This is a genomic window from Aeromonas sp. FDAARGOS 1418 (assembly GCF_019048585.1).
Lineage (GTDB): Bacteria > Pseudomonadota > Gammaproteobacteria > Enterobacterales > Aeromonadaceae > Aeromonas > Aeromonas caviae.
Genome location: NZ_CP077387.1, coordinates 1,979,720 through 2,006,674, shown reverse-complemented (window position 1 = coordinate 2,006,674; position 26,955 = coordinate 1,979,720). Strand labels below are relative to the sequence as shown.

Sequence of the window (26,955 nt, the reverse complement as noted above, 5' to 3'; positions counted from 1 at the left end):
GCGACCCCAGGGTCGCCGTTTGCATCACGCCAGCCGGATCACAGGATGTCCAGCAGCTCCACTTCGAATACCAGAGCGGAGTACGGCGGGATGGAGCCGGCGCCACGGGCACCGTAGGCCAGATCCTGCGGAATGTAGAGCTTCCACTTGGAGCCAACCGGCATCATCTGCAGCGCTTCCACCCAACCGGCGATCACGCCGGTCACTGGGAACTCGGCCGGTTGGCCGCGCGCAACGGAGCTGTCGAACACACCACCGTGGGTGAAGGTACCGTGGTAGTGCACGCGCACGGACTGACCGGCAACCGGCACGGCACCATTGCCTTCGACCATGACTTCATATTGCAGACCGGAGTCGGTGGTCTTCACTTCGGCGCGCTTGGCGTTGTCGGCCAGGAAGGCTTCGCCTTCGGCGGCAGCGGCCTTGGCGGCAGCTTCCTGCTCTTCCTGCATGCGGGCGGTGATGACCTGGAAGGCATCGTTGATATCGTCACGGCTGACCGCGAACTCCAGACCGTTCAGGGCATCAGCCAGACCTTGTTGCAGGGCCGGGATATCCAGACCGGCGAAGGCTTGCTGAGCCAGTTGGTCGCCCATGTTGCGGCCGATGCCGTAGCTGGCCTTCTGTTCGATAGAGTCGTATTGGGACATTGAGAGATTGCTCCGGGTCCTGATGGTAAAAGAAACGGGATGATAACAGACTTTTTCGCACCGTGCTGCCAAGACGCCCCTCAATTGCCCGTCGGTGGGAGACGCTTCACATCGGCCCCCTCATCCCCGCCCCTTCTCCCGCAAGGGGAGAAGGGAGCAAAACAGAGCACCATGCCGCCGCACGGCCTGTATCAGGTCCTGTCCAGCAACGCCCGCACCGCTGCGACCTTGGCGCCGTCGGTGATGTTGACCCGGCCATCGTCAGAGGTGCCCATGTTCACACCATGGGGAACCATGCCGCCGCGCCAGCCCATGCCGGACATGTGTACTTCATTGACGTCGGTGAATTCGATGATGGTGCGCACGTTGTCGGCGTTGACCCCGGCCCCCGGCATCAGGCTGGCCCGTCCCGCCAGCGCCTGGTGCATGGCCTGCAGGGTTTCGAGCCCCGCCAGCGCGGTCGGCGCATGGCCGGAGCTCAGAATGCGCTCGCAACCCGCCGCGACGATCGTCTCGAGATCCAGCCGCCAGTCGGAGGAGAGATCGATGGCCCGGTGGAAGGTGACGCCAAGCGGCCCCGCCGCCTCGACCAGTTGCCGGAGCTTGCCTTCGGGTACCCGTCCATCTTCATCCAGCAGACCGACCACCACCCCTTGCAGGCCGGCGGCACGGGCGGCGGCGATATCCTGCAGCATGATGTCGAACTCCCCCTCGCCAAAACAGAAATCCCCGGCACGGGGCCGGATCATGGCGTAGACGGGGATGGTGGCGTGGCGCGCCACCTGCTGCATGAAGCCATAGGAGGGAGTGAGACCGCCCAGCCCCAGCGCAGAGCAGAGCTCGATGCGATCTGCGCCGGCCGCCTGGGCGGTGAACAGGGATTCGAGGTTGTCGATACAGATTTCAAGACGGGTCATGATGACTCCTTGTTCGGGGAGATCAGACCCTCTGTCCGATCTCACAGATTGAGCAGGGCTGCACCGCGCACACCGCCGGCACCACCGAAGCGGGCCTCGCGGATCGCCGGCAGGGCGACACCGGGCAGCAGGTGGCCGGGCAGACGTTTGGGCAACTCCTCATAGAGGGCTGGCAGGGCGCTCAGGCCGCCCCCCAGCACCACCACATCGGGATCAACCACCGAGATGGCGGTGGCGAGGCCGGCGGCGATGATCTCGAGCCAGCAGTCGATGGTCGAGAGGGCCGCCGCCTCACGGGCATCGGCACGGGCGACGATCTGGTGGCCGCTCACCCGTTCCCCATGAACATGGTGGTATAGCCGCTCCAGGCCCGTGCCCGACGCATAGGTTTCGAAACAGACCAGGCGCCCGCAGCCACAGCGGGGACGGGGCAAATCCGGGTATTTCATCAGGATGGTGGCAGGCAGCGGGTAGTGACCTATCTCCCCCGCCAGCCAGTTGCGCCCCTGGATGAGCTTGCCCGCCAGGTAGACGGCGCCGCCGATGCCGGTGCCTATGGTGACGCCGAGGGCGCTGCCAGCACCGTCTGCGGCCCCCTGATGCACTTCCGACCAGAGGAAACAGTTGGCGTCATTGTCGACCTTGACCGGTCGGCCCAGCAGTTCGGCCAGATCCGCCCCCAGATGGCGGCCATGGATGGCGGGCAGGTTGGCCGCCACTATGCTCCCGTCGAGGCGATTGAGGATCCCCGGAAACCCGATGCCGACGGCCCCTTTCACCCCGAAGCGCGCATCCGCCGCCTCGACCCGCTCGCGGATCAGCTGCTGCAACCCTTCGTAATCATTGCCGGGAGTGCTCATGCGCTCCTCGTGACAGAGATTCAAGGTGCCGTCATACACAGCGAACGCTATCTTGGTGCCGCCAATGTCAAATCCGTAGTACATGCCACACTCCCTTGCGGTGGACCCGGCCACCTCAGTCTGTCCAGATGGGGCACATTGTATTAATTCGCAAAAAAAATAAAGTGATCGGGGACGAAAAACGGGAGCCAGCTCAAAGCAAACGGAACATTTGTCGCTGTTGGCAAGGTTGTCCGAGGCTCATCAAGGTACGCTCCTGACCGTCGAACATGAAGCCGCGGCGCAGGTAGAATCCCTCGCCGATGTGATTGCCATCCAGCAGCCAGAGCCTGACGCACTCGCAACCGGCCCGGCGCATCTGCACCGCCACCGCCTGCCACAGCCGTTTGCCATGACCCTGACGCCAGTGTTCGGGATGAAGGTAGAGCGCCCGGATCCGTGCCGTCATCAAGCCTTCCTCCAAAGAGGGCTGCCAGTAGAGCAGGCCGATGACCACGTCGTCCTGACAGACCAGCATGGGAACGGGGCCGGGCTCGGCGAGCCGATGTCGCCAGATCTGCAGGTGGTCGGTCACCGCCAGCTGGGCCAGCATGTCGGCCCCCAGCACCTCCCCGTAGGCCGCCAGCCAGCTCGCCCGCTGCATCACCGTCATGGCGGCGGCATCGGCGGGACGCGCCAGGCGCAGGCTTACGCCTTGCACTGGGGAACCAGCCCTGATGCTTTCGCCTGCTGGTACAGGGGCTGCACTTCGGCCTGCTGGGCCTGCAGGTTGGCGATCCGGCTCTGGTCGCTGGGGTGGGTGGAGAGCAGCTGGGGCGGTGCCTTGCCACCGGAGGCAGCGCTCATGTTCTGCCACAGGGTGACGGCTTCGGCCGGGTTGAACCCGGCGCGGGCCATCAGCTCGAGACCGAGCCGGTCCGCTTCGCTCTCCTGGGTTCTGCCATAAGGCAGGGCTATCCCCACCTGGACCCCGAGGCCCAGAGCGGCCATGGTGGCAGCGCCCCCGAGGCTGTCGCTGCTGCCGATGGCGGCGTCCGCCACCGCCAGCCCGATACCGGTCAACTGATCCCGGGAGAGGCGCTCGTTGGAGTGCTGGGCCAGCACGTGGGTCAGCTCGTGACCGATGACGGTGGCGAGCTGGTCCTGATTCTTGGCGACTTTCAGCAGGCCGCTGTACACGCCTATCTTGCCGCCGGGCAGGGCGAAGGCGTTGATCTCCTTGGAGTCGAACACCACCACCTCCCAGCTGGTGATGCCATAGCTGGCAGGCACCTGGGCGGTCACCGCCTTGGCCACGCAGCCCACATAGGCATTCATCCTGGCATCCGTGCTCACCTTCTCCTGCTGCTTCATCTGGGTGAAGGAGTCGGCCCCCAGCTGGTTCATCTGCTGGGGGGAGAAGAGCAGCATCTGGTTGCGACCGGTCGGCGACTGGGCGCAGCCGGCCAGCAGGGCGCTGCACAAGGCCGTCAGGGCCAGTCTGGAGAGGGAAGATGCGCGCATGAGAGGGTCCTTTGCCGTGAAGTTGCCCTATTCTCGGAAATGCCGCCGCCCGGCGCAAGCCGGGCGCTGCGCCCTGCGACCAAAAAGATCCTGGGGCGCACCAATGAAAACGAGCCCGCATGGGGCTCGTTTTTCTGCAAGGGCTCGTTCTGTTACATGATGCCCAGCTTCTTCAGGTCGGCCTGAACCACCTTGGCCGGGACCGGCACATAGCCGTCCTTGGCAACGATGGTCTGGCCCGCCTTGGAGAGCATCATCTTCACAAACTCCTGCTCCATCGGGGAGAGCGGCTTGTTCGGATGCTTGTTCACGTAGACGTACAGGAAGCGCGACAGCGGGTACTTGCCGGTGATGGCGTTGTCGGAGCTCGCCTCGATGAAGGTCTTGCCATCCTTGGAGAGCGGAACGGCGCGCACGCCGGAGGTGACGTAGCCGATACCGGAGTAGCCGATGCCGTTCAGGGAGGAGGAGACGGACTGTACCACGGAGGCGGAGCCCGGCTGCTCGTTCACGCCGCTCTTGAAGTCACCGTTGCACAGGGCGTGTTCCTTGAAGTAACCGTAGGTACCGGACACGGAGTTGCGACCGAACAGTTGCAGATCCTTGCCGGACCAGCTGCCGTCCAGACCCAGATCAGACCACTTGGTGGCCGCCTTGGCTTCGCCGCACTTGAGGGTGCTGGAGAAAATGGCGTCGATCTGCGACATGGTCAGCCCCTTGATGGGGTTGTCCTTGTTGACGAACACCGCCAGGGCATCGACGGCGACGCGGATGGCGGTCGGCTTGTAGCCGTAGCGCTTCTCGAATGCCTCCTCTTCACCGGCCTTCATGGCGCGGCTCATGGGGCCAAACTGGGCGACGCCCTCGGTCAGGGCAGTCGGTGCGGTGGAAGAACCGGCGGCCTGGATCTGCACGTTGACGTTGGGATACATGCGCTTAAATTCTTCGGCCCACAGGGTCATCATGTTGGCCAGGGTGTCCGAGCCGACAGAGGACAGGTTGCCCGAGATGCCGCTGGTCGGTGTGTATTCCGGCAGGTCTTTATCCACACCGGCAGCCAGAGCGCTGACAGAAAACAGGGTTGCAGCGGTGAATCCGATGACACCAGCCAGTTTGTTGAGTTTCATCCAATCTCTCCAAGTCCAAGGTTGCAGAAGGCAATCGTCAGGTTGACGTCTAAACGTGGTTGACACCCGATCGCAATGATCCGTGGGCCAGCACCACTCCTTCTCCAGTGTTACAGAAGGTCCGTTCTTTAAGACGGCGCCAGTATCTGGCCTGGCAGTGACAAATTTATGGAATTTATATGACACTTTGATGACATGGGCCGAGAGTGGCCCGGATGAAAAAAGGGCTGCGATGCAGCCCTTCTCTCGTTGCCAACACATTGACACAAAATATTATTTCACCAGCACCATGCGGGCGGGAATGAGAAAGCTGAAGCGGCTGCCCGCACCGACCCGACTCTCGATATCGAGATGGGCATCGTGATGACTCAGGGCATGCTTGACGATGGCAAGGCCGAGCCCGGACCCTCCGGTGTGGCGCGAGCGGGCCTTGTCGACCCGATAGAACCGCTCGGTGAGCCGCGCCAGATGCTCGGGGGGGATCCCCTCCCCCTCATCCTGGACCGCAAACAGCGCCATGCTCCCCTGCTTGCGCCACTCCACGGTGATCTTGCGCCCCGCCGGGGTGTAGTGGATGGCGTTGTAGACCAGGTTGGAGACGGCGCTGCGCAGTTGATCCTGATCCCCGCGCACCAGCAGATTGGGCTGAACCATGAAGACGATCTCGTGGGCCCGCTCGCCGGAGAGCGCCCGCGCCTCCTGCTCCAGTAGCCCCAACATGGCGGGCATGTCCACCAGATGGGAGAGATCCACGGTGGGCGCCGCCTCGATGCGCGACAGGGTGAGCAGCTGGTTGACCAGATTGTCCATGCGGATCGTCTGCTCCATCATCACCTTGTGCGCCTTGGCCCACATGGCGGGGGGCGGTGGCTCCTCGGTCATCTCCAGATACCCCTTGAGCACGGTGAGGGGGGTGCGCAGCTCGTGAGAGACGTTGGAGACGAAGTGCTTGCGCGTCTTCTCCAGGCTGCGCAGCCGGGTCACGTCCCGCACCACCAGCATGGCCTGGTCCTCCGCATAGGGCATGATGCGAAATTCGAGGAACTTCTCCTCGTTGATGGGGGAGTGCATCTCGAACGGCTCGTCATACTGCCCCTTGCCCAGATAGGCGACGAAGGCGGGGTGACGGATCAGGTTGCCGATGTGCTGGCCGGCATCCTCGGGCCAGCGAAAGCCGAGCAGTTGCTCCGCCAGCCGGTTGCACCAGAGGATGCTGCCGTCGGTGCGAAACACCACGGCCGCATCGGGCAGCGCCTCCGCCCCTTCCCGAAAGCGGCGGATGAGGCCCGCCAGCTCCCGGCGCCGGGCCCGGTGACGCTGCTGCAACTTGTAGATGCCGTTGAAGATGTGCTCCCAGCTGCCGCTGCCGTGGGGCGGCACCAGGCTGCGATCGTGCCACAGCCAGTCCGACAGCCGCTTCTGGAAGCGGTAGTGCCAGACCAGGTGCAGCACCGTGGCCACCAGCAGGCAAAGAACGAGATGATCGATTAACCAACCTACCAAGACGAAGGGGCTGTAGAAGAACGCCATTCGCCACAACTGTCGCCGCCAGGCGTAAGGTTGCAACATTAAGATCTCCTAGAGACAGCAAAGAGCCGGGTCCAATGCCCGCCGGCAGGCGCTGGCGGCACTGGCCCTGACCTAGAGACGGGTCGAGAAGCGGTAGCCGGCCCCGCGCACCGTCTGGATCAATCTGTCGTGCCCCGTCTCTTCGATGGCCTTGCGCAAGCGGCGAATGTGCACGTCCACGGTTCTGTCCTCGACATACACATTGGTACCCCAGACGTTGTTGAGCAACTGCTCGCGGCTGTAGACCCGCTCGGGGTGGGTCATGAAGAAGTGCAGCAGCTTGAATTCGGTCGGCCCCATGTCGAGAGCCTTCTCCTCGGCACTGACCCGGTGGGAAACAGGATCCAGCTTGAGCCCCTGCACTTCGATCACCTCGTCCACCGAGGTGGGAGAGACACGGCGCATCACGGCGTGCAGGCGGGCGGTGAGCTCCTTGGGGGAGAAGGGCTTGGTGATGTAGTCGTCGGCACCGGCCTCGAGCCCGCGCACCTTGTCCTCTTCCTCGCCCCGGGCAGTCAGCATCACCACCGGGATCTGGCGAGTCATCTCATCCTGCTTGAGCTGCTTGAGGAACTGGATACCACTGCCACCTGGCATCATCCAGTCCAGCACGATGAGTTCGGGGTAGGGCTCGCGCACCTTTGCCAGTCCATCGGCGTAATCTTCTGCTTCTACTGTTTCATATCCCTTCTGCTCAAGCACGAAGCAGAGCATTTCGCGGATCGGTGCCTCGTCCTCGACCACCAGAATTCGCTTAGCCATATCCCTTCTCTCTCCTCTGTGAAGATGGGTGCGCCAATTATTAGAACTTTCTGTGACACTTTTATGACTTTATGACGGGCGGGATGATAAACGTTTTCAGATTCAGTTGGCAGCAGCGAGTTGCAGCAGGTCCCAGCGATTGCCACTGATGTCCTCGAACACCACCACGGTGCCGTAGGGTTCGAGGCGCGGCTGTTCACAAAAATGAACGCCATAGGCCTGCATCCGCTCGTAATCGCCCCAGAAGTCGTCGGTCTCAAGGAACAGGAAGACCCGACCGCCCCCCTGGCGACCGATGGCGGCGCGCTGCTCCTCGTTGGCCGCGCGGGCCAGCAGCAGGGCGGAGCCGGGAGCCCCCTTGGGAGCGACCCGCACCCAGCGTTTGCCCGGTTTGCCCGGCTCGTCGAGGGGGGTGTCTTCCAATAGCTCGAAGCCCATTCCCCGGGTGAAGAAGGCGATGGCCTCGTCGTAATCCGCCACCAGCAGCGTCAGGGCGCCAATGTGTTGTGCCATGGCATCTCTCCTCAGATAAATGATGGGGCGCATGATAGCCCCGCCCGGCCATGGGCTCCAGCGCCGGATCAGTCGGGCGCCACCTCCACCCGGTTGCGACCATTCTGCTTGGCCTGATAGAGCGCCTCGTCGGCCCGCTTGAGCGCCTGCTCCAGGCTATCCTTGCGCCGCTCGGCCACCCCGAAGGAGGCGGTGATCCCGAGCCCCAGCGGCCAGTGCCTGTACCCCTCCAGCGCCCCTCTCAGCCGCTCCGCCAGGGCGGCGGCCCGTCCCTCGTCGTAATGGAGGCAGACCAGCACGAACTCCTCCCCGCCCCAGCGCACCAGTCGGCACAGGCTGTCACAATGGCGCAGCAGCTCGCTCACCATGTGCTTGAGCACCTCGTCCCCCACCGGGTGACCGTGACCGTCGTTGACCCCCTTGAAGTGATCGATGTCGATATAGATGAAGGAGAGCGGCATCTCGCCGAGCTCTCCGAGCAGCTTTTCGCCGCCGAGCCGGTTGAGGGCCCCGGTCAGGGGATCGTAGCGGGCCTCCTCCTCGGTGCGCCGGTTCTGCTCGCACAGGCTCGCACTCAGGGCTTCAGCCGCGAGGCGCGCCTCCCTGGCCTTGCGCAGCCGATCGCCAAACATCAGGTTCTGGACCAGGAAGAGCAGCACGCCGTAGACAAGCCACCCCAACAGCAGATAGCGATAGAAGTCCCCCGGCTTGCACCAGCGGCCATAGAACTCCAGCCGCTCGAGCCGCAACCGGTACTCCCCCGGCAGCATCTTGTCATCGGAGGCGATCTCGATGGCATATACATGGTGCAGATCCGGCCCCTGCTGGACCAGCGGAATGTCGTACTGCTGCACCCACCAGGAGCTGGGGGCAAAGACGTTCAGGGGGACATCCTGCTCACGGCCAAAATCCCTGGCGGTGAAGAGCACTTCGTTGAACTTGTGGGAACTCTCGTCTTCCCGCGTCGAGTAGACGGGATCGTAGTTGCGCAGATAAAGGCGCCAGGCCTGTTCCCCCTGCCCTTCTACATCCAGCCTCACCCGCACCCCGGTGAAGCCGGAAAGATCCAGCCCCCGCTCGGGGTTGGTCAGGGTCAGAACCAGCTCGCAGAAAGGATAGGCATATTGGCTTCGCAGGGTGCACTGGATGGCGGGTCTGTCGCCCCCCTGACTCAGGGTGGCGACGGAGGAGCCCTTGTGGGCCCTGTCATCCTGGGCACGCACGGACAAACCGGCCTGGCTCAGGATGTCGAGCCGCCGCTCGGGTCCGAATTCGAATAACACCATGGCCAGCAGGCTCGCCGCCAGCAGGCACCAGAACAACAGCGTCGTCATGCGGGAATAGGAAGGGATCATCGGCATCACACCTGAAAAAGGGCTTTTACCCTACACCTTGAAGCGCCGGACCGCGCTGATCCAGATCCAAGGTTATTACACGCGCCGCACCGGGCGCAGACGGGTGCCGACTAACCGGCACGGGCCCCATGGGGCGCAAGCGGCATCGGCCAGCAGCCGGGAGAGAGGCGGGGGGCCTCGTCGGTGGTGAGATGGGTCATTGCGCACTCCCTGCGATGGAAACATAACGAAAAAACGTCCTTGCCACCGCAGTCTACACAAGCGCTGGATGGCGCGACACCCTTCACCCCTCCTCCCGCAGCGCCCGATAGAGGGTGGTGCGACTGATGCCGAGGCGGCGCGCCGCCTCGCTCACGTTGCCGCCGCACTCTGCCAGGGTCTGCTGCACCCGCTGCCGGCTCTGCTCGCGCAGGGTACTCCCTCCCAAAGGTGAGCTCGCTCCCCCCTCCACGGCGGGCAGATGCAGATGGGCAGGTTCAATCCAGCCCTGCCCCTCTGCCAGTACACAGGCCACCTCCAGCGCCTGTTTGAGCTGGCGCACGTTGCCGGGCAGAGGGTGAGCCAGCAACCGCTGCTCCGCCTCCCGGCTCAGTTGTAGCGCCGGGTCCATCTGGGCGAGCAGGTTCAGGATCAACCCCTGACGCTCGGGCACCGACCAGGCCCGCAGGGGGGCCAGTTGCTGGCGCCAGCCGCAGATGCGGTAGTAGAGATCTTCGCGAAAGGTGCCGGCCGCCACCATGGCCGCCAGATCCCGATGGCTGGCGCTGACCAGCCAGAAATCCACCGCCTCGGGTCTGTGGCTGCCTACCGGGGTGACGACGCGCTCCTGCAGTACCCGCAGCAACCGGGTCTGGGCCTGGAGCGGCAGCTCGCCAATTTCATCCAGCATCAGGATGCCGCCGTGGGCGGCGCGCAGATAGCCCTGGCTGCCCTGGCTGCGGGCACCGCTGAAGGCCCCCCCCACGTAGCCGAACAGCTCGGCCTCCACCAGCTCCGCCGGCAGGGCGCCGCAGTTGACGCACACCAGAGGCCGCTCCCGACGGCTCGAACTGGCGTGCAGGGTGCGCACCAGGTGCTCCTTGCCGCTGCCGGTCTCCCCCTCGATGAGCAATGAGATGCCGCGCTCCAGCATCTTGAGCGGCACCTGCTGCGCCTGCGATCCCCCCTCCTCAACCGCGTTCGGCAGGGGGAGCCTGGCGGCGCGCTCCCCCGCCTCCGGCACCAGCCGCAGGCCGCGGCGCTCGCGCAGCAACTGCTGGCCGTCGAAGGGGTGCTGGCCGAGCCAGAGCCGACCGGCCCGGTTGGCCCCGAGCAGCTCGCCCCCCTCCCCCAGCAGCAGGCGGGCAGACCAGAGACTCTGGGGATCGAGATCCACCAGCCAGCCCGGCTGGCGGGCCAGCAGGGCGTTTTCCAGGGTCATGGCCAGGAGACGCACGGTGCCCAGCATGTCGCCGCCGTGGTGGGCCGCATCGGTGGAGATGTCGAGCACGCCGAGCAGTTGCCCGTCCGGCCCAAGCAGGGGGCAGGCGCTGCAACTGAGAAAGCTGTGCTGGGCGAAGAAGTGCTGCGCCCCCAGCACCTGCACCTCGCTCTGCTCGGCCAGCGCGGTGCCGATGGCGTTGGTGCCCTTGCTCGCCTCCCCCCAGCGGGCGCCGCTGCGCAAAAAAATGCGCTCGGCATGGCGGGCAAACCGGTCGTCTCCGCTCACCGCGAGGATGGCCCCCTCGCCGTCACACAGCAGCAGACGACAGGGTCTGCCTGCCAGCAACTGGCCAAAGAGCGGCAGCACGAAGCGCTGGAAGCAGGCGATGAGCGTCCTGTGCTGCTCCTGGCGAGCCGACAGCTCCCCCTGGGGCAGCAAGTCCAGCTCGGCGCTCTGCTGGCGGCTCAGCCCCTGATGCAGGCAGCGCTCCCAGGAGCGCTGGATTGGGCTGGCACCGGATTGAGGCAACTCGCTCATCACACCTCCTTCTACACACTCGCGAATAGGGCCGCCTTGGGGGAGCGCCTTCATCACGTCTCCTGTTCACAAACTGCACAGTGTCACACCCGATGTTCAGAAACGGCACAGTTCGGGGGCCGCCCTGGGGGGCACTGGTTAACCAAGATACCCCTTGGCACCCCGTTTGATAACGTTTTTGCAACCTTTTTGTGTAGAGCGCCGCCCGCTGGCACGCCCCTTGCGATGACAGGAAGCAACCGGACTGCCCGCCAGGCCGGTCAGGACCACACACACATAAGGATGATGAGATGATTTATACCGCTCCCGGTCAGGCAGGTGCCCTGGTCAGCTTCAAATCCCGTTATGACAACTTCATCGGTGGCGACTGGGTGGCGCCGCGCGCCGGCCGCTATTTCGAGAACATCTCGCCGGTGGATGGCCGGGTGTTCTGCGAGGTGGCCCGCTCCGACGCCGCCGACATCGAGCTCGCCCTGGACGCGGCCCACAAGGCGTTCGCCAGCTGGAGCAAGACCAGCGTCACCGAGCGCAGCAACCTGCTGCTGCGCATCGCCGATCGCATCGAACAGAACATTGAAGTGCTCGCCGTCGCCGAGACCTGGGAGAACGGCAAGGCGGTGCGCGAGACCCTGGCCGCCGACCTGCCCCTGGTGGTGGATCACTTCCGCTACTTCGCCGGCTGCATCCGCGCCCAGGAGGGCTCCGCCGCCGAGCTGGACCAGAACACCGTCAGCTACCACTTCAAGGAGCCCATCGGCGTGGTCGGCCAGATCATCCCGTGGAACTTCCCCCTGCTGATGGCCGCCTGGAAGCTGGCCCCGGTACTGGCGGCGGGCTGCTGCAGCGTGCTCAAGCCCGCCGAGCAGACCCCGGTCACCATCATGCTGATGATGGATCTCATCAAGGACATCCTGCCCCCCGGCGTGGTCAACGTGGTCAACGGCTTCGGCGCCGAGGCAGGCCAGGCGCTCGCCACCAGCAACCGGATCCAGAAGCTGGCGTTTACCGGCTCCACCGAGGTGGGCGCCCATATCCTGCGCTGCGCCGCTGACAAGCTGATCCCCTCCACCGTGGAGCTCGGCGGCAAGTCCCCCAACATCTACTTCGCCGACGTGATGCAGCACGAGAGCAGCTACATCGACAAGGCGGTGGAAGGGATGCTGATGACCTTCTTCAACCAGGGCGAGGTGTGTACCTGCCCCTCCCGCGCCCTGGTGCAGGCCAGCATCTATGACGACTTCATGGACCGGGTGCTGGCCCGCGCCCGCACCATAGTGCAGGGCAACCCCCTCGACACCACGACCCAGGTGGGGGCCCAGGCGTCCCGCGAGCAGTTCGACAAGATCCTGAGCTACATGGAGATCGGCCGCGGCGAAGGGGCCAAGATGCTGCTGGGCGGCGGCCCGGCCAAGGTGAGCGGGCTGGAGGGGGGCTTCTACATCCAGCCCACCATCTTCTCGGGCCAGAACAAGATGCGGGTGTTCCAGGAGGAGATCTTCGGGCCGGCGCTCGGGGTCACCACCTTCAAGGACGAGGCGGATGCCCTGGCCATTGCCAACGACACCCAGTACGGACTGGGGGCGGGCCTGTGGACCCGGGACAGCAACCTGGCCTGGCGCATGGGGCGCGGCATCCAGGCCGGCCGGGTCTGGGTCAACTGCTACCACGCCTACCCGGCCCATGCGGCCTTTGGCGGCTACAAGAAGTCAGGGATCGGTCGCGAGACCCACAAGATGATGCTGGACCACTACCAGAACACCAAGAACCTGCTGGTGAGCCACGACATCAACCCCCTCGGCTTCTTCTAAGCCCATCCCGTGATCCACAAGGGCGCCTGCGGGCGCCCTTTTTCATGCGGTTCAGGCCACGGGTTGGCCCAGTTGCTGGCGATAGCGCTGGGGGGCGCAGCCCTGTTCCCGCTGGAACATGGCGATGAAAGCCGAGGTGGAGGCGTAACCGAGGCGCCAGGCGATCTCCTGCACCGGCATCTCGCCCCGCAGCCAGTCCAGCGCCTTCACCAGCCGCAGCCGGGTGCGCCACTGGCCCAGGCTCATGCCAAGCTCCTTCTGGCAACGCCGCGCCAGGGTGCGCTCCGTGGTGTGCAGCGCCCTGGCCCACTCCACCAGCGTGCGGTTGTCCTCCGGCGCCGCCTGCAATGCCGCCAGCAAGGGGGCCAGCAGGCGATCCCGGCTCTGGGGCAGGTAGCTCGGCTGGCAACGGGTGCGGGCCAGCTTCTCGATGAAGAGTTCACCCTGACGGGCATCCCACTCATCCTCCATGTGCCCGACCCGGCGCTGGGTGAAGTCCTCCAGCAGGGCCCGCAGCAAGGGGGTGAGGGCCAGCAGCTGGGGTTCCCGTGGCAGGCGCGGGGCCAGGGCGTGGCTCACGTAGATGGAGGTGTAATCCAGGGTCTGCTCGTTGAAGGCGGTGTGGGGCAGGTCCGCCGGCACCCAGATGAGGTAGTCCGGCGGCGCCACCAGCCGCTCTCCCCCCACCTCCACCACCATGACCCCCAGGCTGATGAGGCTGAGCTGACCCCAGGGGTGGGCGTGCTCGGCGCAGGCGTTGCCCCCCTGGATCTGGCTGTAGCGAAAGTAGAGGGGGTTGGGGTCGGCCAGCAGGCGATCCTGCTCGGCCAGGGTGAGGGTGCCCATGCAGATTGTCCCAAAGCGGTTATGACATGTCTTATTTACGCTACTTACCTCGTTCAAGACAAGGCTAGACTCTCCCCATCGTACCAAGGAGTGCCTATGCCTTTTCTCTTCCCCCTGCTCGCCATCCTGATCTGGGCCGCCAATACCGTGGTCTCCAAGGCCGCCGCCGGCGTGCTGGATCCCGCCGCCATCTCCTTCTATCGCTGGGTGATCGCCGCCCTCGCGCTCTCCCCCTTCTGTCTGCCGCAGCTCTGGCGCCGCCGGGCCGACATCCGCCCCTGGCTCGGCAAGCTGCTGGTGCTCTCCCTGCTCGGCATGGTGCTCTACCAGTGCCTCGCCTACTACGCCGCCCACAGCACCTCGGCCACCAACATGGGGGTCATCGGCTCCCTGCTGCCCCTGCTCACCCTGCTCATCGGGGCCTGCTGCTTTGGCCAGAAGCCGGGCAAGCAGGCGCTGCTCGGCATGAGCCTCTCCCTGTTCGGGGTGCTCTGGCTGCTGGGTCAGGGCAACCCCCTGGCACTGCTGCACAGCGGCATCAACCCCGGCGACGGCATGATGCTGCTGGGGGCGGCCAGCTATGCCCTCTATGGCCTCTTGATCCGCCGCTGGCAACTGCCGTTCGGCCCCTGGCTCAACCTCTACCTGCAGATCCTGCTGGCGGTGCTGCTGCTCATCCCGGTGGCCCTCTCTGCCGACTCCCTGGCCATTCCCGCCCAGGGCTGGAGCATGGTGCTGTTCGCCGGCCTCGCCTCCTCCATCTTCGCCGCCTACTGCTGGATGCGCGGCCTCGCCACCCTGGGGGCGGAGCGCACCTCGGTCTTCATGAACCTGATGCCCCTGTGCACGGCCCTCATCGCTGTCATCACCCTGGGGGAGCCCATCCACGGCTATCACCTGCTGGGGGGCGGCCTCATCCTGACCGGGGTCATGCTCTCCCAGCTCAAGCCGAGGGTACGCCGTCCTCTGCCGGAAGGGGCTTGAGCCCGCCAGCACCATGAAAGAAGGGAGCCTCGGCTCCCTTCTTGCTGCCCTCGTCAGGGCACACCTGACCTTTTCGCCCTGGTGGCGTCTCCACCTAATCCCTGCCCCCCCGCCCCTTGTCATGGGCGGCGAAGGCGCAGCGGGCCGCACGGATGCCATTCATGCAGGCGGGCACTCCGGCATAGACGGCGACCTGGAGCAGGATCTCGATGATGGTCTCCCGGCTGACCCCCACATTGAGGGCGGCCCGGATATGGAACTCGAGCTGTCCGGGCGCCGTGCCCATTCCCATCAGGGTCGCCACCGTGAGCATCTCGCGGGTGCAGAGATCGATGCCGGGACGGGCGAGCACATCGGCAAAGGCAAACCCCAGCACCAGCTCGGCAAGCTCGGGTGACAGGGCATCCAGGCTGGCGGCGACCCGCGTGGGCGCCTGGGGATCGAGCCGGGCCAGCAGCGCGAACGCCCGTTCACGACGATCCGTGTGCGAGCCGCTCATGCGTTCACCCCCTTCATCCCCTCGGCGGTATAGCGCTCCCCCGCCACCGGCAGGGTCCGGATGGCCTGTCCCAGGGCCCCGAGTTCTGCTGGGGAGAGGCACACCGAGAGGGCACCGAGGTTATCCGCCAGGTGGGTCAGGCGCCGAGTGCCGGGGATGGGCACTATCCCCTCCCATTGCGCCAGCAGCCAGGCCAGGGCTATCTGCGCCGCCGAGCATCCCTTCTGCTGCGCCAGGGCCATGACCGCCTGCACCAGGGTGCGGTTAGTGGCGAGGTTCTCCCCCTGAAAGCGCGGCAGACCGGCCCGAAAATCCCCTTCCTCGAACACCGCCTCCTGCTGGTAGCGCCCGGTCAGAAACCCGCGCCCCAGGGGGGAGTAGGCCACCAGACCAATCCCCAGCTCCCGGCAGGCGGGCAGCACCGCCGCCTCCACCTCCCGCGTCCAGAGGGAGTATTCGGTCTGCACCGCCGCCACCGGGTGCACGGCATGGGCGCGCCTCAAGGTGGCCTCGCTCACCTCGCACAGACCGATGCGGGCTATCTTGCCCTCCTGCACCAGCTGCGCCAGCCCGGCCATGGTCTCCTCGACGGGATGGGCCGGATCGAGGCGGTGCACATAGTAGAGATCGATCTGCTCGATGCCGAGGCGGCGCAGGGAGCCCTCGCAGCTCTGGCGCGCATAGGGGGCACTGTTGTCGAGGGTACGCCTGTACTCCCCGTGCTGGCGCACGATGCCAAACTTGGTGGCGACCTTCACCTGCCCCCGCCGGGTCGCGAGAAAACGCCCGATCAGCGCCTCGTTGTGGTGGGGGCCGTACATGTCGGCGGTGTCGAGCAGGTCGATGCCCCGCTCCACCGCCTCCGCCAGCACCCGCAAGGACGTCTCATCGTCCCGCGGCCCGTAGAATTCGCTCATCCCCATGCAGCCCAGCCCCAGGGCAGAGACCTGCAGATTGGCTCCCAGTGTTCGTCGTTGCATCGCATTTTCTCCCTGACAAGTTGCAGGGGAGTATGGTCTTCCGAAAATGAATGAGATATAGAGATAACTGGCAACCTATCTTCCGATTATGGAAAAACTATGCACGATCCCCTGCTCTGGGACGACGCCCGCGTCTTCCTGGCCATCACCCGCAGCGGCACCCTGAGCGGTGCCGCCCACGCCCTGCGCATGGGGGTGGCCACCGTCTCCCGGCGCCTGGACAGGCTGGAGGCGGCCCTCGGCCTGCCCCTGTTCAGCCGCCACCAGCAGGGCTATCGCCTGACCGACGACGGGGAGGCCCTGCTTGAGCGAGCCGAAGCGCTGGAACATGCGGGGCTGGCCTTTGGCGAGGCGGGGCAGTTGCAGGGACAGGTGGCCGGCACCGTGCGCCTCGCCACCGCCGAGAACCTGGCCAATCCCCTCATCATCCCCTCCCTGCCGACGCTCTTTGCCCAGCACCCCGAGCTGAGGGTGGAGCTGGTCACCGGGGTGCAGACGGTGAACCTGCACCGGCGCGATGCCGATCTCGCGGTGCGCATGGTCAAGCCCGATGCCGGCCACCTCACCCTGCGGCGCCTGGGCACCCTGGGCTTTGGCCTCTACGGGACCGCCGCCTACCTGGATGCCCGCAGCCCCGGGGTGGATGCCGCCAGCTTCGATCAGGATGACTTCATCGGCTGGAACGAAACCCAGAGCCACCTGCCCGCCGCCAGATGGATGACCCGCATGCTGCGCGGCCGCCCCTGCCGGGTGGAGACCGGCACCCTGGCGGCCCAGCTCGCCGCCGCCCAGGCCGGTCTGGGGCTCGCGGTGCTGCCCCACTACCTGGCCCGCCAGACGGATCTGGTCTGCCTGCTGCCGGAGCTCGGGGTGGATCAGCCCATCTGGCTGGTGCTCCACAGCGATCTCGCCCACTCCCGGCGGGTGCGGGCCGTGGCGGATCACCTCATCGCCCTGTTCGAGCGCGCCCGCCCCGCCCTGCACCCCTTCTCGGGCGACCCCAGATAGAGGGGCCGGGTCGCATCGGGGCGAAACAAAAGGGAGCTCAAAGGCTCCCTTTTATCTGCGCGGCCTGCGCAGCATGGTGTGCGCGGCCTCTTCGGCGTTGTGCCCGCGGCGGGGTCACGACTCCCGGCGCCAGTGGTAACGCCGCTCCGGGCGGCCACGCTGGCCGTAGCTGAGCTCCACGTCCAGCCGATCTTCTGACTCCAGAAACTCCAGGTAGCGGCGGGCCGTGGTGCGACTCAGGGAGAGGCGCAGGGCCACGGTGTCGGTGGAGAAGGTGTTGTCCGGCTCCCCCGCCAGCAGGTCCAGCACCTGGCGCAGGGTGATGGCGTCGATCCCCTTGGGGGTTTCCCGCGCCTCCCGACCCTGGTTGCGCGCCTTGCCCATCAGGCGGTCCAGGTCGCTCTGGGCCAGCTCCCCCGGCTCGCACAGGCGGCGATGGAGGACCAGGATCTCCTCCAGGCTCTGCTGGATGCGAAACAGCCGCAGCGGCTTGATGACGTAGTCCTGCACACCCAGGTTGAGGGCCTGCTGTATGGTCTCCACGTCGCAGGAGGCGGTCACCATCATCACCATCACCTCCCGGTTGTGGCTGCGCAGCCGGCTCACCCACTCCAGGCCCGAGCCATCGGGCAGGGAGATGTCGACCATCAGCAAGCGGGGCTCGCTCCCCGCCATCAGGCGATCCGCCTCGGCCAGGGTGCCGGCCCGCCCCATCAGGGAGAACCCGGCCGTGGAGGAGACCAGCTCCCCCAACATGGCGCCTATCCGCTCGTCATCCTCGATAATCAGCGTGAAGATTGGCTTCATGACTTACACCAATTGGTTTTTATTCAAATAGATACCGAACAGGGTCGTCTGCTCGGCGGTGCGGCGCCATTCTATCACGCCCCCCCGCCTGGCCACCGTCTTCTTGACCAGGAAGAGGCCGACCCCGTGATCCCCGGTCTGGCGGCTGACACCGTAGTCGAACAGGTGATCCGCCAGCGCCTCGTCCACCCCCTCGCCACTGTCCTCCACCTCGATCACCAGCCGCCGCCCCAGATCATCGAGGGAGAGCAGCACCCTGGGCGCGGCGTGCTCGCGGTTCCCCCAGGCGGCGCGAATGCCGTTGTCCAGCAGGTTGCCGATGCAGGTGATGAGATCCGCCGACACCTCGGCCGGATACTCCCCGAGGGCCGACCCCGCATCCAGCACCAGCTCCACCCCCAGCTCCCGCGCCCGGCTGAACTTGCCGAGGATAAGCCCGGCCACCGGCTTGTTCTCGATGACCCGCAGCAGATCCTGCAACATGTTCTGGCAGGCTTCGTTCTCCTGCTGGATGAGGTCTACCGCCTGATCCACGTGGCCGAGTTGGAGCAGACCGGAGAGGCTGCTGAGCTTGTTGGCGAATTCATGGGTCTGGATGCGCAGCATCTCGCCGTACTGGCGCAGGTGGGTCACCTGCATGCCCAGGCTGCCGGTGCCGTCTGGCCGGCTGAAGATGAGCATGCGCCCCGGCTCGCGACCGCTGAGCTCCTGCCAGTGGCCGACGAAGTCATCCCCCTGCACGGTGAACCTGACCGCCCCCCCTTGCTGCAACGTGGGCACGAGGCCGGGGGCCAGCTCCGCCAGGGAGCGGCCCAGCAGGGCGTGGCGCCCGGTGCCGGGCAGTCGCAACTGATAGAAGGCGGCGCTGTTGAGCATGGTGATCCTGTGCTGGTTGTCCAGGGCCACTATCCCCTCCGAGATCCCCTCCAGCACCAGATCCTGCTGGGCGAAGCGATTGGCGATGGTTTCCGGCTCCAGATCCAGCAGGGTGCGCCGCAGCAGGTGCTGCACCCAGAGCGCCAGCAGCAGGCCGCACCCCAGCACCGCCGCGATGGCGCCGACCAGCAGGGCGATCCGCTCCTGATAGATGCCCTCCACGGTGCGCATCAGATAACCCACCGCCACCGCGCCGATGGCCTGGCCATCGGGCCCCACCACGGGAGCGAAGCAGCGGATGGCGGGGCCCAGGGTGCCCACGTCCCGGGAGCAGTAGCTCTCGCGCGACTGGAGTGCAGGCCAGATGTCCTCCCCCCGGAAGGTCTGGCCCACCAGCTCGGGGGAGGGGTGGCTCAGGCGCCTGGCATGTTCGTCGGTCACCACCATGTAGGCGGCGTCGGTGCGGCTGCAGATCCCCTGCACATAATCCCGCAGCCCGGGATCGCTCCCCTTCTCCAGGGCCCGGACCACCCGGCTGTCCGCCGCCAGCACCCGGGCCAGATCGCTCCCCTTCTCCTTCAGGTTGTTCTCCAGCAGGTGGCGCATGAAGAGGGCGAGCAGACAGCCCAGGATCAGGATCAGCAGCAGTGACAAGCCAAGCGAGAGGGTGACTAGCTGGTGGCGCAGTTTCATCGTTCAACCTTGCAGCGGACAGGAAAGCCCAGGGTGAGGGTGTCCCCCGGCCGGGTCAATGGCCAGCCTGGCGCACCTCAAAGGTGGCCACTCTAGCGCCTCCCCCGGCCGTTGTCGGTTAGCTGGCCCGCAAAGCCATATAAAAACTTAAACACCACGGTCCGGGCAAAAAACCTGAACGTGAGCTGTATCACACTATTTACTTAGCCTGCGAAATAAATATAATGCTTCGCAAGCTAAGTAATTGAGGTGCCCGTCATGAAAAAGGATCTGGAGATGTTGCGAGAACTCTCCCTCGCCGAGCAACTGGGGCGATTGCACCGGCTCTGGCGCACCGTGGCCGATCTCGAGCTGGCACCTCTGGGGCTCACCCATCCCCGCTGGACCGCCCTGTGGAAACTCAGCCGCCTCGGCGGCCACCTCAGCCAGAAGACCCTGGCCGAGGCCCTGGAGATAGAGCTCCCCTCCCTGATGCGGACCCTGGGTCAGCTCGAGGAGCAGGGGCTGATCGAGCGCCATTGCTGCAGCCAGGACAAGCGGGCCCGCATCGTCACCCTGACCCCGGCGGGCAAGGCGCTGCTCGATCAGATCGAGGGCCGCATCATCGCCGTGCGCCGGGAGCTGCTCACCGGCATCAGCCAGCAGGAGCTGGCCCAGTTTGAAGACATTGTGCACCGCATCTCCGCCAACGCCCTCGGCAAGATAGCCGCACAGCATGAAGAGAGAGAATAAGATGACACCGGATCAACAATTCAAGCGCTGGATAAAGTGGGCCATCGTCTGCTTCGTCCTGGTGTTTGGCTACTTTCTGCTGGCCGACATCAAGATGCCCCTGACCCCCCAGGCCATGGCCACCCGGATCGTCACCCGGATGGCCCCCCAGGTCAGCGGCAAGGTGGTCGAAGTCGCCGTCGCCAACAACCAGCACGTCAAGCAGGGGGATCTGCTGTTCGCCCTCGACCCGGAACCCTTCCAGCTCGCCGTGGATCAGGCCAGGCTCGCCCTGGATCAGGCCAGGCAGCAGAACCGCCAGCTGGACGCGACCCTGACCGCCTATGAGGCGGAGTACAGCTCGCTGCGCACCCAGGCCGACCAGAAACAGCGGGAAGCGGCGCGCATCGACGCCCTCTACCGCCGTCACATGGTCTCTGAACAGCAGAAAGATGACGCCGACAGCGCCGCCCGCACCGCCCGTGCCAACCTGCTCGGCAGCCAGGCCCGGGTAGAGCAGGCCCGCGTTAACCGCGGCTTGCCAGGGGAAGACAACCTGCTGCTGCGCCAGGCCCGCAACCGCCTCGCCCAGGCCGAGCTCAACCTCGCCTACAGCCGGGTTCATGCGAGCCAGGACGGCATCATCACCAATTTGCAGCTCAAGCCTGGCAGCGTGGCCAATGCGGGCTCCCCCCTGCTGGCCCTGGTCTCCGAGCAGGTGGACGTGATCGCCGATTTTCGCGAGAAGAGCCTGCGCCACGTCAGCGCCGGCAGTCAGGCCCTCGTCGCCTTCGACGGCGAGCCCGGTCGTCTCTATCCGGCCCGCGTCGCCAGCCTGGATGCCGGGGTCAGCGCCGGCCAGTTTGACGCCAACGGCCAGCTTGCGAACCCCGTCGAGTCCGATCGCTGGGTGCGCGATGCCCAGCGCCTGCGCCTGCACCTGACCCTGGAGCAACTGCCCGCCCACCTGCCGGCCGGGGCCCGCGCCACGGTGCAGTTGCTGCCGGACAACACCCTGACCGGGCTGCTGGCCCGCGGCCAGATCCGTCTGCTCAGCCTGCTGCACTACATCTATTGAGATGACGACCATGAACCTGTGGCACAGACCCCTCACCCCCAACGAACTGCGCCAGTGTCTGCGCATCGCCTTTGGCTGTACCCTGGGGTTTGTGCTGTGCAAGATCTTCGGCTGGAGCAACGGGGTCTTCTTCACCGTCACCCCGGTGCTGCTGCTCGGCCTGGTGCCGGTGATGAACGGTCACGCCGCCCGCCAGCTCATCGCCTCCGCCGCCATGTGCGGTCTGGAAGTAGGGCTGCTCGGCGGCCTGTTCGGCGGCCACCCGGGCCTCATGACCCCCCTGGTCTTTTTGCTCTTCCTCTACCGTTTCGCCGCCATGTCCCGGGGCAGCCTGTTCCTGTTCGGTGCCAACGGGGTGCTCAGCCTCAGCATCATGCTGCACTTTGCCAGCTACCCCGGGATTGATCTGAACGACCTCATCTTCAGCAACCTCTGGGCCAGCGTCCTGTCGGTGCTCATCGCCTATCTGATGACGGCCCTCATTCCGGACGTGGAGGAGCGCCCCAGGCCGGCCCCCTCCCCCAAGGCGCCGCACCGGATGCGCCACGAAGCCCTGCTGGGGGCGTCCATCGCGACCCTTTCGTTCCTGGTGTTCCAGATCTTCGATCTGCGCGACTCCATGTCTGCCCAGGCCACCACCCTGCTGCTGCTCTTCCCCATGCACTGGAACGGCGCCCTGGACTATGCCCGCAAGCGGGCCATGGGCACCCTGCTGGGGGTGAGTTTCGGCATCCTGGGGCAGCTGGTGCTCTATGACTGGTCCGGCTTGCTGCTGCTGGTGACCCCGGTGCTCTGGCTCGGTGCCATGCTGTTCAGCTATGCCCATGTGAAGGAGGCGAGCGGCTCCGGAGTCGGCTTCGGTGCCCTCACCACCCTCGGCATCCTGTTCGGCCAGTACCTGACCCCGGGCAACGACCTGGTGTTCAGCGCCCTCTATCGGGTGAGCAGCATCCTCTTTGCCATCGTGGTCACCCTGCTCGCCTGCTACCTCATCCACCGGCTGCTCAATCGCTTCGAGGCGACACGGTTCGGCCACTGACCCTTTTCTGCAGCCATTGGATGGCTCCCTTTCGCCCCGCTTGCCTGCCGGGGCGTTTTTTTGCCTGCCCCACGGACCAGAGGGAGACGGACGCATCCCGACGCAGGGCTCCCGCCACGAGGTTGCAGTTGTGCCTCATCCTGTTAGGCTCAAGGCCATATGACACCGTTGTGAGGATCAAACATGAAACACGCCAAGCTCTTTCTACTGGGGGCGGGCGCCATCACCCTGCTCGGCGGCTGCGATCTGGGCAGCGGCAAGCTGGGAGTGACCGGCGGCGATCCCGTCACCTATCTGTGTGAACAGAACCAGAAAGTGCAGGTTCGCTACTTCTCCCTCTCGGACGAGAGCCTGAACTTCGTCAAGCTCTCCCTCCCCGATGGCAAGGATTACACCCTGCCCCAGGCGGTTTCCGCCTCCGGCGCCCGCTATACCGACGATCACGAGGTGGTCTGGTGGAACAAGGGCAAGGAGGGGTTCGTCGAGATGCGTGATGACGCCGGGGAGTGGCAGAGCCGCTACAACGACTGCAAGGAGCAGTGATCCGCGCCGTCATGGCACACAGCCCACACGAAACACCCCGGCCTGGCCGGGGTGTTTGTCATTTCACTTCCACTTCAAATCGGGCCACAACCCGAGCCGGAATGGCTTGCTGATTCTGCTCCGATGGCCGGTAGCGCAGCTGCGCCAGCCCGGAGATGGCGATGAGATCCAGCACGCCGGGCGGCTGGGACTCCAGTACCTCTGGGCTGAACAGCGTGCCATTGGAATCGATGAGGTAGCGAAGGGTCACATACCCCTTGACCGGCCTCTTCGCCGGCAGCCCCCCGACCGGGTTAAACCTGATGGCATCCCCCACCAGAACCCAGTATTCGGGCAGCGTTTCCCAGGTGGCATCCACCGGAGGCTGATTCAGCTTGGCGGTGGGGCTGGCACAGCCCCCGAGCAGGGCCAGGGCGGCCCACAGCAACAACCCTTTCACTCGCACTGACATTCCCTCTTCGTTGTATTGCTCGACTCCATGAGCGACGCGACAGTGTCAGGCAAAGGGGCTCATCCGGGAAGCCCCCATCTGGCAGGCAAAAAAAGCCAACCCCGGAGGGCTGGCCTTGTGATCTCTCACGGCTCAGGCGCGCTTGTCGCTTACCACCAGCCAGAGGGCATGAACCATGCCGGGCAGACCGCCCAGCAGGGTCAGCACTATGTTGATGAGGAAATGGAGGCTGAAGCCTACCTGGATAAAGGCGCAGACCGGGGGGAGAAAGATGGCCAGCAGGATCTTGAGCAGATTGTTCATCGGGATTCCTCGTGTAAACAGCGCTTGGGGTTGGCCTAACCATAAACACCCAAGGCCTCAACTGCAAACCAGACAGGGGATCCGCTCTCCTCCTTTCCGCCATGCGTTGAGGTCGTGAACCATCTGGTTGCTGCTGCCACGCCAGAGCAGACCGGGATCCGCCAGGGCCTTCTCGAACCTGCCATCCACCAGCACGTCCAGCAAGGCCACCAGCTCCCGCTGGGCCGGGCTGAGATCGGCCAGCAGATAGCCGGTCCAGCACCAGATGTCCTTGCCGGGGCACTCGGCCCGCACCCGCTTCACCAACGCCAGCACATGCGGCACGTTGGCGGGGTGGAGCGGATCGCCGCCGGAGAGCGACAGTCCGCGCCGCTTGATGCGGCTGTCGTTGAGATCGTGAATGATGCGATCGCTCATCGCCTCATCGAACGGCTTGCCCCCATCGAGCCGCCAGGTGCTCTGGTTGTAGCAGCCGGGGCACTGGTGCTCGCAACCCGACACGAACAAGGTGGCGCGGGTGCCTGGGCCGTTGATCACATCGACCGGGTAGTACTGGTGGTAGTGCATTCGAGTTCTCTGGGTTAACGGCCAACCCCCTCCCAACCTCCCCCTTCGAAAGGGAGAGGAGCTTCTTTGCCCCCTTCCCTGCCAAGGGGAGGGCTGGGGTGGGGTCTGCTCGCTTACATATGCTTGACCCGGCGTTTGACCTCTTCCTGCTTGCCCGCGTTGAAGGGGCGCGCATCCGGGCTGCCGAGATAGCCGCACACCCGGCGGGTCACCGACACCTTGGCCGGGTCGTGGTTGCCGCAGCGCGGGCAGGTGAAGCCCTTGGAGGTGCACTCGAACTCGCCGGTGAAGCCGCAGTCGTAGCACTCGTCGATGGGGGTGTTGGTGCCGTAGTAGGGCACCTTGTCATAGCTGTAGTCCCAGACGTTCTCCAACGCCTCCAGGTTGTGCTGGATGTTGGGGTACTCGCCGTAGCAGATGAAGCCGCCGCTGGCGATGGGCGGATAGGGCGCCTCGAAGTCCAGCTTGTCGTAGGGGTTCACCTGCTTCTCCACGTCCAGGTGGAAGCTGTTGGTGTAGTAGCCCTTGTCGGTCACCCCGGCCACCACGCCAAACTCCTTGGCGTCGATGCGGCAGAAACGGGTGCAGAGGTTCTCGCTCGGGGTGGAGTAGAGGCTGAAGCCGTAGCCGGTCTCCTCCTTCCACTCGTCGGTGGCCGCCTTGAGCCGCGCGATGATGGCGATGGCCTTCTGGCGCAGGGTCTCGCTGTCGAACAGGTGGACGTCTGTGCCATAGAGGGCGTTGATGGTCTCGTGTACCCCGATGTAACCCAGCGAAATGGAAGCGCGGCCATGTTTGAAGATCTCGCTGATGTTGTCATCGGCCTTGAGGCGCACCCCGCAGGCCCCCTCCATGTAGAGGATGGGAGCGACCCGGGCCTTGACTCCGTCCAGGCGCTTGATGCGGTACATGAGCGCTGTCTTGGCCACCCGCAGGGCGGCGTCCAGCTTGTCCCAGAAGTCCGCTTCATCGCGGGATTTCAGGGCAATGCGCGGCAGGTTGAGGCTCACGACCCCCAAGTTGTTGCGCCCTTCGTGGACCAGCTCGCCATTCTCCTCGTAGGCACCGAGGAAGGAGCGGCACCCCATGGGGGTCTTGAAGGAGCCTGTGACCTTGACCACCTGGTCGTGGTTGAGGATGTCCGGGTACATCCGCTTGGAGGCGCACTCCAGCGCCAGCTGCTTGATGTCGTAGTTGGGATCCCCCGGTTTGTGGTTCAGGCCATCCTTGATGGCGAACACCAGTTTCGGGAAGACGGCGGTCTTCCTGTTCTTGCCAAGGCCGGCGATGCGGTTGCCTAGGATGGCGCGCTGGATGAGGCGCGATTCCCAACTGTCCCCCAGGCCAAAGCCGAAGGTGACGAACGGCGTCTGACCGTTGGCGGTGTGCAGGGTATTGACCTCGTATTCGAGGGACTGGAAGGCGTCGTGGCACTCCTTCTCGGTGCGAGCCATGGCGTAGGCGTCCACATCCTGGATCCCCCACTCCTCGGCCACCTCCCGGTGCTTGTGCCAGCTGATGGTCACATAGGGTGCCAGCACTTCGTCGATGCGGTTGATGGTGGTGCCGCCATAGATATGGCTCGCCACCTGGGCGATGATCTGGGCGGTCACCGCGGTGGCGGTGCTGATGGATTTGGGAGTGTCTATCTCCGCGTTGCCCATCTTGAAGCCGTGGGTCAGCATCCCCTGCAGATCGATCAGCATGCAGTTGAACATGGGGAAGAAGGGTGAGTAGTCGAGATCGTGGAAGTGCAGGTCGCCGCTCTCGTGGGCCTGCACCACGTCACGGGGCAGCATGTGACTGATGGCGTAATGCTTGGCGACGATGCCCGCCAGCAGGTCACGCTGGGTCGGGATCACCTTGGAGTCCTTGTTGGCGTTCTCGTTGAGCAGGGCCGCGTTGGTCTGCTCCACCAGGCCACGGATCTCCTGGGCCAGGCGACCCCGGGCCTCGCGGGCCTGATCCCGGTCGTGACGGTATTCGATGTAGGCACGGGCGATGGCCTTGTCGTCGGAAGCCATCAGGTGGTTCTCGACCCGGTTCTGGATCTCGTGGATGTCTACCTCCCCTCGCCCCTCCAGCTCCTGGCTGACGGCGGCGGCAATGCGCTCGGCCAGCGCCGGACTGGCCTGATTGACCGCTGCCGCAGCCCGGCTGACCGCATCGCGGATCAGTTGGCCATTGAATGGTGCACGACATCCATCGCGTTTGATCACTACCGGTTTCATCGATTTTCCCCGTATTGAAAGACCTGGTGGCCACCCTCGGCTCACCCTCGTTGAGTCCCCTTCTCCACGCCCGTCCCCGGCGCAAACAAGGTCAGCCAAGGCTTGAAACACCTGGGCTGACACTGAGAGGGCGACCACTTATGCACAGCTTTATGACACTATATATGGGTGTTTTTTTTATGCTTACCCCTATATGTGGGGTCTATTAGGCACCAAAGCGGTACCCTGTTTCTTGATCCAGAACAGGTTTTGGAAGGAGTGGGGCAGTTCACGACCAGCGCCAAAAGGCGCTCTTTTTGCTCACCCCAGACGGGA

General features: G+C 65.1%; 27 protein-coding genes. 7 read left to right on the top strand and 20 right to left on the bottom strand.

The features are described from left to right. Nucleotides 1-38: 38 nt before the first annotated feature. From I6L48_RS09605 to I6L48_RS09555, 11 genes are all read right to left on the bottom strand, one after another. On the bottom strand, nucleotides 39-650 hold the full coding sequence (locus I6L48_RS09605) for an FKBP-type peptidyl-prolyl cis-trans isomerase (RefSeq protein WP_010673478.1): 612 nt from the start codon (nucleotides 648-650) through the stop codon (nucleotides 39-41). Between the two features lie 191 nt (nucleotides 651-841). Beyond that, on the bottom strand, nucleotides 842-1,567 hold the full coding sequence (locus I6L48_RS09600) for a copper homeostasis protein CutC (protein ID WP_180898774.1): 726 nt from the start codon (nucleotides 1,565-1,567) through the stop codon (nucleotides 842-844). A 41-nt stretch (nucleotides 1,568-1,608) separates the two neighbouring features. After that, nucleotides 1,609-2,511, bottom strand: coding sequence for an ROK family protein (locus I6L48_RS09595; protein WP_113069852.1), 903 nt, complete (start codon nucleotides 2,509-2,511; stop codon nucleotides 1,609-1,611). Nucleotides 2,512-2,620: 109 nt separating this feature from the next. Continuing rightward, a complete protein-coding gene (locus I6L48_RS09590) occupies nucleotides 2,621-3,127 on the bottom strand; it encodes a GNAT family N-acetyltransferase (RefSeq protein ID WP_113069851.1) in 507 nt (168 codons plus the stop codon). After that, on the bottom strand, nucleotides 3,115-3,930 hold the full coding sequence (locus tag I6L48_RS09585) for a M48 family metallopeptidase (RefSeq protein ID WP_010673474.1): 816 nt from the start codon (nucleotides 3,928-3,930) through the stop codon (nucleotides 3,115-3,117). Before I6L48_RS09585 ends, I6L48_RS09590 begins: the two co-directional genes overlap by 13 nt. A gap of 152 nt (nucleotides 3,931-4,082) precedes the next feature. After that, nucleotides 4,083-5,057, bottom strand: coding sequence for a PstS family phosphate ABC transporter substrate-binding protein (locus tag I6L48_RS09580; protein WP_039039286.1), 975 nt, complete (start codon nucleotides 5,055-5,057; stop codon nucleotides 4,083-4,085). 273 nt (nucleotides 5,058-5,330) lie between these two features. Next, complete coding sequence (gene phoR, locus I6L48_RS09575; protein ID WP_042014623.1) at nucleotides 5,331-6,626, bottom strand: phosphate regulon sensor histidine kinase PhoR; 1,296 nt, start codon at nucleotides 6,624-6,626, stop codon at nucleotides 5,331-5,333. Nucleotides 6,627-6,698: 72 nt separating this feature from the next. Further along, nucleotides 6,699-7,388 (bottom strand): phosphate regulon transcriptional regulator PhoB, encoded by a 690-nt coding sequence (gene phoB, locus I6L48_RS09570; RefSeq protein WP_010673471.1) that lies wholly within the window; start codon nucleotides 7,386-7,388, stop codon nucleotides 6,699-6,701. Between the two features lie 102 nt (nucleotides 7,389-7,490). After that, entirely contained in the window at nucleotides 7,491-7,901 is a 411-nt protein-coding gene (locus I6L48_RS09565) for a VOC family protein (protein ID WP_010673470.1), read from the bottom strand. A 68-nt stretch (nucleotides 7,902-7,969) separates the two neighbouring features. Then, nucleotides 7,970-9,256, bottom strand: a complete 1,287-nt coding sequence (locus tag I6L48_RS09560) for a GGDEF domain-containing protein (protein ID WP_201922294.1) — start codon at nucleotides 9,254-9,256, stop codon at nucleotides 7,970-7,972. A 283-nt stretch (nucleotides 9,257-9,539) separates the two neighbouring features. Continuing rightward, a complete protein-coding gene (locus tag I6L48_RS09555; protein WP_216988003.1) occupies nucleotides 9,540-11,216 on the bottom strand; it encodes a sigma-54-dependent Fis family transcriptional regulator in 1,677 nt (558 codons plus the stop codon). Between the two features lie 290 nt (nucleotides 11,217-11,506). Between I6L48_RS09555 and I6L48_RS09550 the strand changes: the two genes are divergently transcribed. Further along, nucleotides 11,507-13,024: an aldehyde dehydrogenase family protein gene (locus I6L48_RS09550; protein WP_139700619.1), complete on the top strand. Its 1,518-nt coding sequence runs from the start codon at nucleotides 11,507-11,509 to the stop codon at nucleotides 13,022-13,024. A gap of 51 nt (nucleotides 13,025-13,075) precedes the next feature. On the opposite strand, the gene I6L48_RS09545 is transcribed toward I6L48_RS09550, so the two are convergent. Beyond that, nucleotides 13,076-13,870, bottom strand: coding sequence for a helix-turn-helix transcriptional regulator (locus tag I6L48_RS09545; protein ID WP_010673466.1), 795 nt, complete (start codon nucleotides 13,868-13,870; stop codon nucleotides 13,076-13,078). A 96-nt stretch (nucleotides 13,871-13,966) separates the two neighbouring features. Here I6L48_RS09545 and I6L48_RS09540 point away from each other — a divergent pair, with 96 nt between their 5' ends. Beyond that, nucleotides 13,967-14,854 (top strand): DMT family transporter, encoded by an 888-nt coding sequence (locus I6L48_RS09540; RefSeq protein WP_010673465.1) that lies wholly within the window; start codon nucleotides 13,967-13,969, stop codon nucleotides 14,852-14,854. A 94-nt stretch (nucleotides 14,855-14,948) separates the two neighbouring features. Here I6L48_RS09540 and I6L48_RS09535 read toward each other — a convergent pair whose 3' ends face one another. Together I6L48_RS09535 and I6L48_RS09530 are read right to left on the bottom strand one after the other, a co-directional pair. Further along, nucleotides 14,949-15,353: a carboxymuconolactone decarboxylase family protein gene (locus I6L48_RS09535; protein ID WP_113069848.1), complete on the bottom strand. Its 405-nt coding sequence runs from the start codon at nucleotides 15,351-15,353 to the stop codon at nucleotides 14,949-14,951. Then, on the bottom strand, nucleotides 15,350-16,333 hold the full coding sequence (locus tag I6L48_RS09530) for an aldo/keto reductase (protein ID WP_113069847.1): 984 nt from the start codon (nucleotides 16,331-16,333) through the stop codon (nucleotides 15,350-15,352). The genes I6L48_RS09535 and I6L48_RS09530 overlap by 4 nt, the downstream gene beginning before the upstream one ends. A gap of 99 nt (nucleotides 16,334-16,432) precedes the next feature. Here I6L48_RS09530 and I6L48_RS09525 point away from each other — a divergent pair, with 99 nt between their 5' ends. Then, complete coding sequence (locus tag I6L48_RS09525) at nucleotides 16,433-17,341, top strand: LysR family transcriptional regulator (protein WP_113069846.1); 909 nt, start codon at nucleotides 16,433-16,435, stop codon at nucleotides 17,339-17,341. Between the two features lie 114 nt (nucleotides 17,342-17,455). Here the strand turns inward: I6L48_RS09525 and I6L48_RS09520 are convergent, their stop codons facing one another. Together I6L48_RS09520 and I6L48_RS09515 are read right to left on the bottom strand one after the other, a co-directional pair. Next, nucleotides 17,456-18,148: a response regulator gene (locus tag I6L48_RS09520; RefSeq protein WP_043152342.1), complete on the bottom strand. Its 693-nt coding sequence runs from the start codon at nucleotides 18,146-18,148 to the stop codon at nucleotides 17,456-17,458. A gap of 3 nt (nucleotides 18,149-18,151) precedes the next feature. Next, a complete protein-coding gene (locus I6L48_RS09515) occupies nucleotides 18,152-19,717 on the bottom strand; it encodes a sensor histidine kinase (RefSeq protein WP_113069845.1) in 1,566 nt (521 codons plus the stop codon). A 258-nt stretch (nucleotides 19,718-19,975) separates the two neighbouring features. On the opposite strand from I6L48_RS09515, the gene slyA reads away from it, so the two are divergent. The 4 genes from slyA to I6L48_RS09495 all read left to right on the top strand — a co-directional run bounded on the left by slyA (nucleotide 19,976) and on the right by I6L48_RS09495 (nucleotide 23,088). Further along, the gene (slyA, locus tag I6L48_RS09510; protein ID WP_010673459.1) at nucleotides 19,976-20,449 is read left to right on the top strand and encodes a transcriptional regulator SlyA; all 474 of its coding nucleotides are present in this window, start codon (nucleotides 19,976-19,978) and stop codon (nucleotides 20,447-20,449) included. A gap of 1 nt (nucleotide 20,450) precedes the next feature. After that, complete coding sequence (locus I6L48_RS09505) at nucleotides 20,451-21,506, top strand: HlyD family secretion protein (protein WP_216988002.1); 1,056 nt, start codon at nucleotides 20,451-20,453, stop codon at nucleotides 21,504-21,506. Nucleotides 21,507-21,516: 10 nt separating this feature from the next. After that, on the top strand, nucleotides 21,517-22,545 hold the full coding sequence (locus I6L48_RS09500; protein WP_010673457.1) for a DUF2955 domain-containing protein: 1,029 nt from the start codon (nucleotides 21,517-21,519) through the stop codon (nucleotides 22,543-22,545). Between the two features lie 183 nt (nucleotides 22,546-22,728). Then, a complete protein-coding gene (locus I6L48_RS09495; protein WP_010673456.1) occupies nucleotides 22,729-23,088 on the top strand; it encodes an MliC family protein in 360 nt (119 codons plus the stop codon). 58 nt (nucleotides 23,089-23,146) lie between these two features. Here I6L48_RS09495 and I6L48_RS09490 read toward each other — a convergent pair whose 3' ends face one another. The 4 genes from I6L48_RS09490 to nrdD form a co-directional block, all read right to left on the bottom strand. Continuing rightward, nucleotides 23,147-23,539, bottom strand: a complete 393-nt coding sequence (locus tag I6L48_RS09490; protein ID WP_254203238.1) for an energy transducer TonB — start codon at nucleotides 23,537-23,539, stop codon at nucleotides 23,147-23,149. 132 nt (nucleotides 23,540-23,671) lie between these two features. After that, the gene (locus I6L48_RS09485; RefSeq protein ID WP_010673454.1) at nucleotides 23,672-23,842 is read right to left on the bottom strand and encodes a YqaE/Pmp3 family membrane protein; all 171 of its coding nucleotides are present in this window, start codon (nucleotides 23,840-23,842) and stop codon (nucleotides 23,672-23,674) included. Nucleotides 23,843-23,899: 57 nt separating this feature from the next. Beyond that, nucleotides 23,900-24,409, bottom strand: a complete 510-nt coding sequence (gene nrdG, locus I6L48_RS09480) for an anaerobic ribonucleoside-triphosphate reductase-activating protein (protein ID WP_010673453.1) — start codon at nucleotides 24,407-24,409, stop codon at nucleotides 23,900-23,902. 113 nt (nucleotides 24,410-24,522) lie between these two features. Further along, nucleotides 24,523-26,640 (bottom strand): anaerobic ribonucleoside-triphosphate reductase, encoded by a 2,118-nt coding sequence (nrdD, locus tag I6L48_RS09475; protein ID WP_113069842.1) that lies wholly within the window; start codon nucleotides 26,638-26,640, stop codon nucleotides 24,523-24,525. Nucleotides 26,641-26,955: the final 315 nt, after the last annotated feature.

What these genes read in the sequence shown, in the direction of transcription:
- slyA (WP_010673459.1), top strand. Translation starts at nt 19,976, where the DNA reads ATGAAAAAGGATCTGGAGATGTTGCGAGAACTCTCCCTCGCCGAGCAA.
- I6L48_RS09545 (WP_010673466.1), bottom strand. Translation starts at nt 13,870, where the DNA reads ATGGGCACCCTCACCCTGGCCGAGCAGGATCGCCTGCTGGCCGACCCC.
- I6L48_RS09490 (WP_254203238.1), bottom strand. Translation starts at nt 23,539, where the DNA reads ATGTCAGTGCGAGTGAAAGGGTTGTTGCTGTGGGCCGCCCTGGCCCTG.
- I6L48_RS09605 (WP_010673478.1), bottom strand. Translation starts at nt 650, where the DNA reads ATGTCCCAATACGACTCTATCGAACAGAAGGCCAGCTACGGCATCGGC.
- I6L48_RS09530 (WP_113069847.1), bottom strand. Translation starts at nt 16,333, where the DNA reads ATGCAACGACGAACACTGGGAGCCAATCTGCAGGTCTCTGCCCTGGGG.
- I6L48_RS09505 (WP_216988002.1), top strand. Translation starts at nt 20,451, where the DNA reads ATGACACCGGATCAACAATTCAAGCGCTGGATAAAGTGGGCCATCGTC.
- I6L48_RS09595 (WP_113069852.1), bottom strand. Translation starts at nt 2,511, where the DNA reads ATGTACTACGGATTTGACATTGGCGGCACCAAGATAGCGTTCGCTGTG.
- I6L48_RS09500 (WP_010673457.1), top strand. Translation starts at nt 21,517, where the DNA reads ATGAACCTGTGGCACAGACCCCTCACCCCCAACGAACTGCGCCAGTGT.
- I6L48_RS09520 (WP_043152342.1), bottom strand. Translation starts at nt 18,148, where the DNA reads ATGAAGCCAATCTTCACGCTGATTATCGAGGATGACGAGCGGATAGGC.
- I6L48_RS09515 (WP_113069845.1), bottom strand. Translation starts at nt 19,717, where the DNA reads ATGAAACTGCGCCACCAGCTAGTCACCCTCTCGCTTGGCTTGTCACTG.
- I6L48_RS09555 (WP_216988003.1), bottom strand. Translation starts at nt 11,216, where the DNA reads ATGAGCGAGTTGCCTCAATCCGGTGCCAGCCCAATCCAGCGCTCCTGG.
- I6L48_RS09495 (WP_010673456.1), top strand. Translation starts at nt 22,729, where the DNA reads ATGAAACACGCCAAGCTCTTTCTACTGGGGGCGGGCGCCATCACCCTG.
- nrdG (WP_010673453.1), bottom strand. Translation starts at nt 24,409, where the DNA reads ATGCACTACCACCAGTACTACCCGGTCGATGTGATCAACGGCCCAGGC.
- I6L48_RS09550 (WP_139700619.1), top strand. Translation starts at nt 11,507, where the DNA reads ATGATTTATACCGCTCCCGGTCAGGCAGGTGCCCTGGTCAGCTTCAAA.
- phoR (WP_042014623.1), bottom strand. Translation starts at nt 6,626, where the DNA reads ATGTTGCAACCTTACGCCTGGCGGCGACAGTTGTGGCGAATGGCGTTC.
- I6L48_RS09535 (WP_113069848.1), bottom strand. Translation starts at nt 15,353, where the DNA reads ATGAGCGGCTCGCACACGGATCGTCGTGAACGGGCGTTCGCGCTGCTG.
- I6L48_RS09560 (WP_201922294.1), bottom strand. Translation starts at nt 9,256, where the DNA reads ATGATCCCTTCCTATTCCCGCATGACGACGCTGTTGTTCTGGTGCCTG.
- I6L48_RS09565 (WP_010673470.1), bottom strand. Translation starts at nt 7,901, where the DNA reads ATGGCACAACACATTGGCGCCCTGACGCTGCTGGTGGCGGATTACGAC.
- I6L48_RS09600 (WP_180898774.1), bottom strand. Translation starts at nt 1,567, where the DNA reads ATGACCCGTCTTGAAATCTGTATCGACAACCTCGAATCCCTGTTCACC.
- nrdD (WP_113069842.1), bottom strand. Translation starts at nt 26,640, where the DNA reads ATGAAACCGGTAGTGATCAAACGCGATGGATGTCGTGCACCATTCAAT.
- I6L48_RS09525 (WP_113069846.1), top strand. Translation starts at nt 16,433, where the DNA reads ATGCACGATCCCCTGCTCTGGGACGACGCCCGCGTCTTCCTGGCCATC.
- I6L48_RS09585 (WP_010673474.1), bottom strand. Translation starts at nt 3,930, where the DNA reads ATGCGCGCATCTTCCCTCTCCAGACTGGCCCTGACGGCCTTGTGCAGC.
- I6L48_RS09485 (WP_010673454.1), bottom strand. Translation starts at nt 23,842, where the DNA reads ATGAACAATCTGCTCAAGATCCTGCTGGCCATCTTTCTCCCCCCGGTC.
- I6L48_RS09540 (WP_010673465.1), top strand. Translation starts at nt 13,967, where the DNA reads ATGCCTTTTCTCTTCCCCCTGCTCGCCATCCTGATCTGGGCCGCCAAT.
- I6L48_RS09580 (WP_039039286.1), bottom strand. Translation starts at nt 5,057, where the DNA reads ATGAAACTCAACAAACTGGCTGGTGTCATCGGATTCACCGCTGCAACC.
- phoB (WP_010673471.1), bottom strand. Translation starts at nt 7,388, where the DNA reads ATGGCTAAGCGAATTCTGGTGGTCGAGGACGAGGCACCGATCCGCGAA.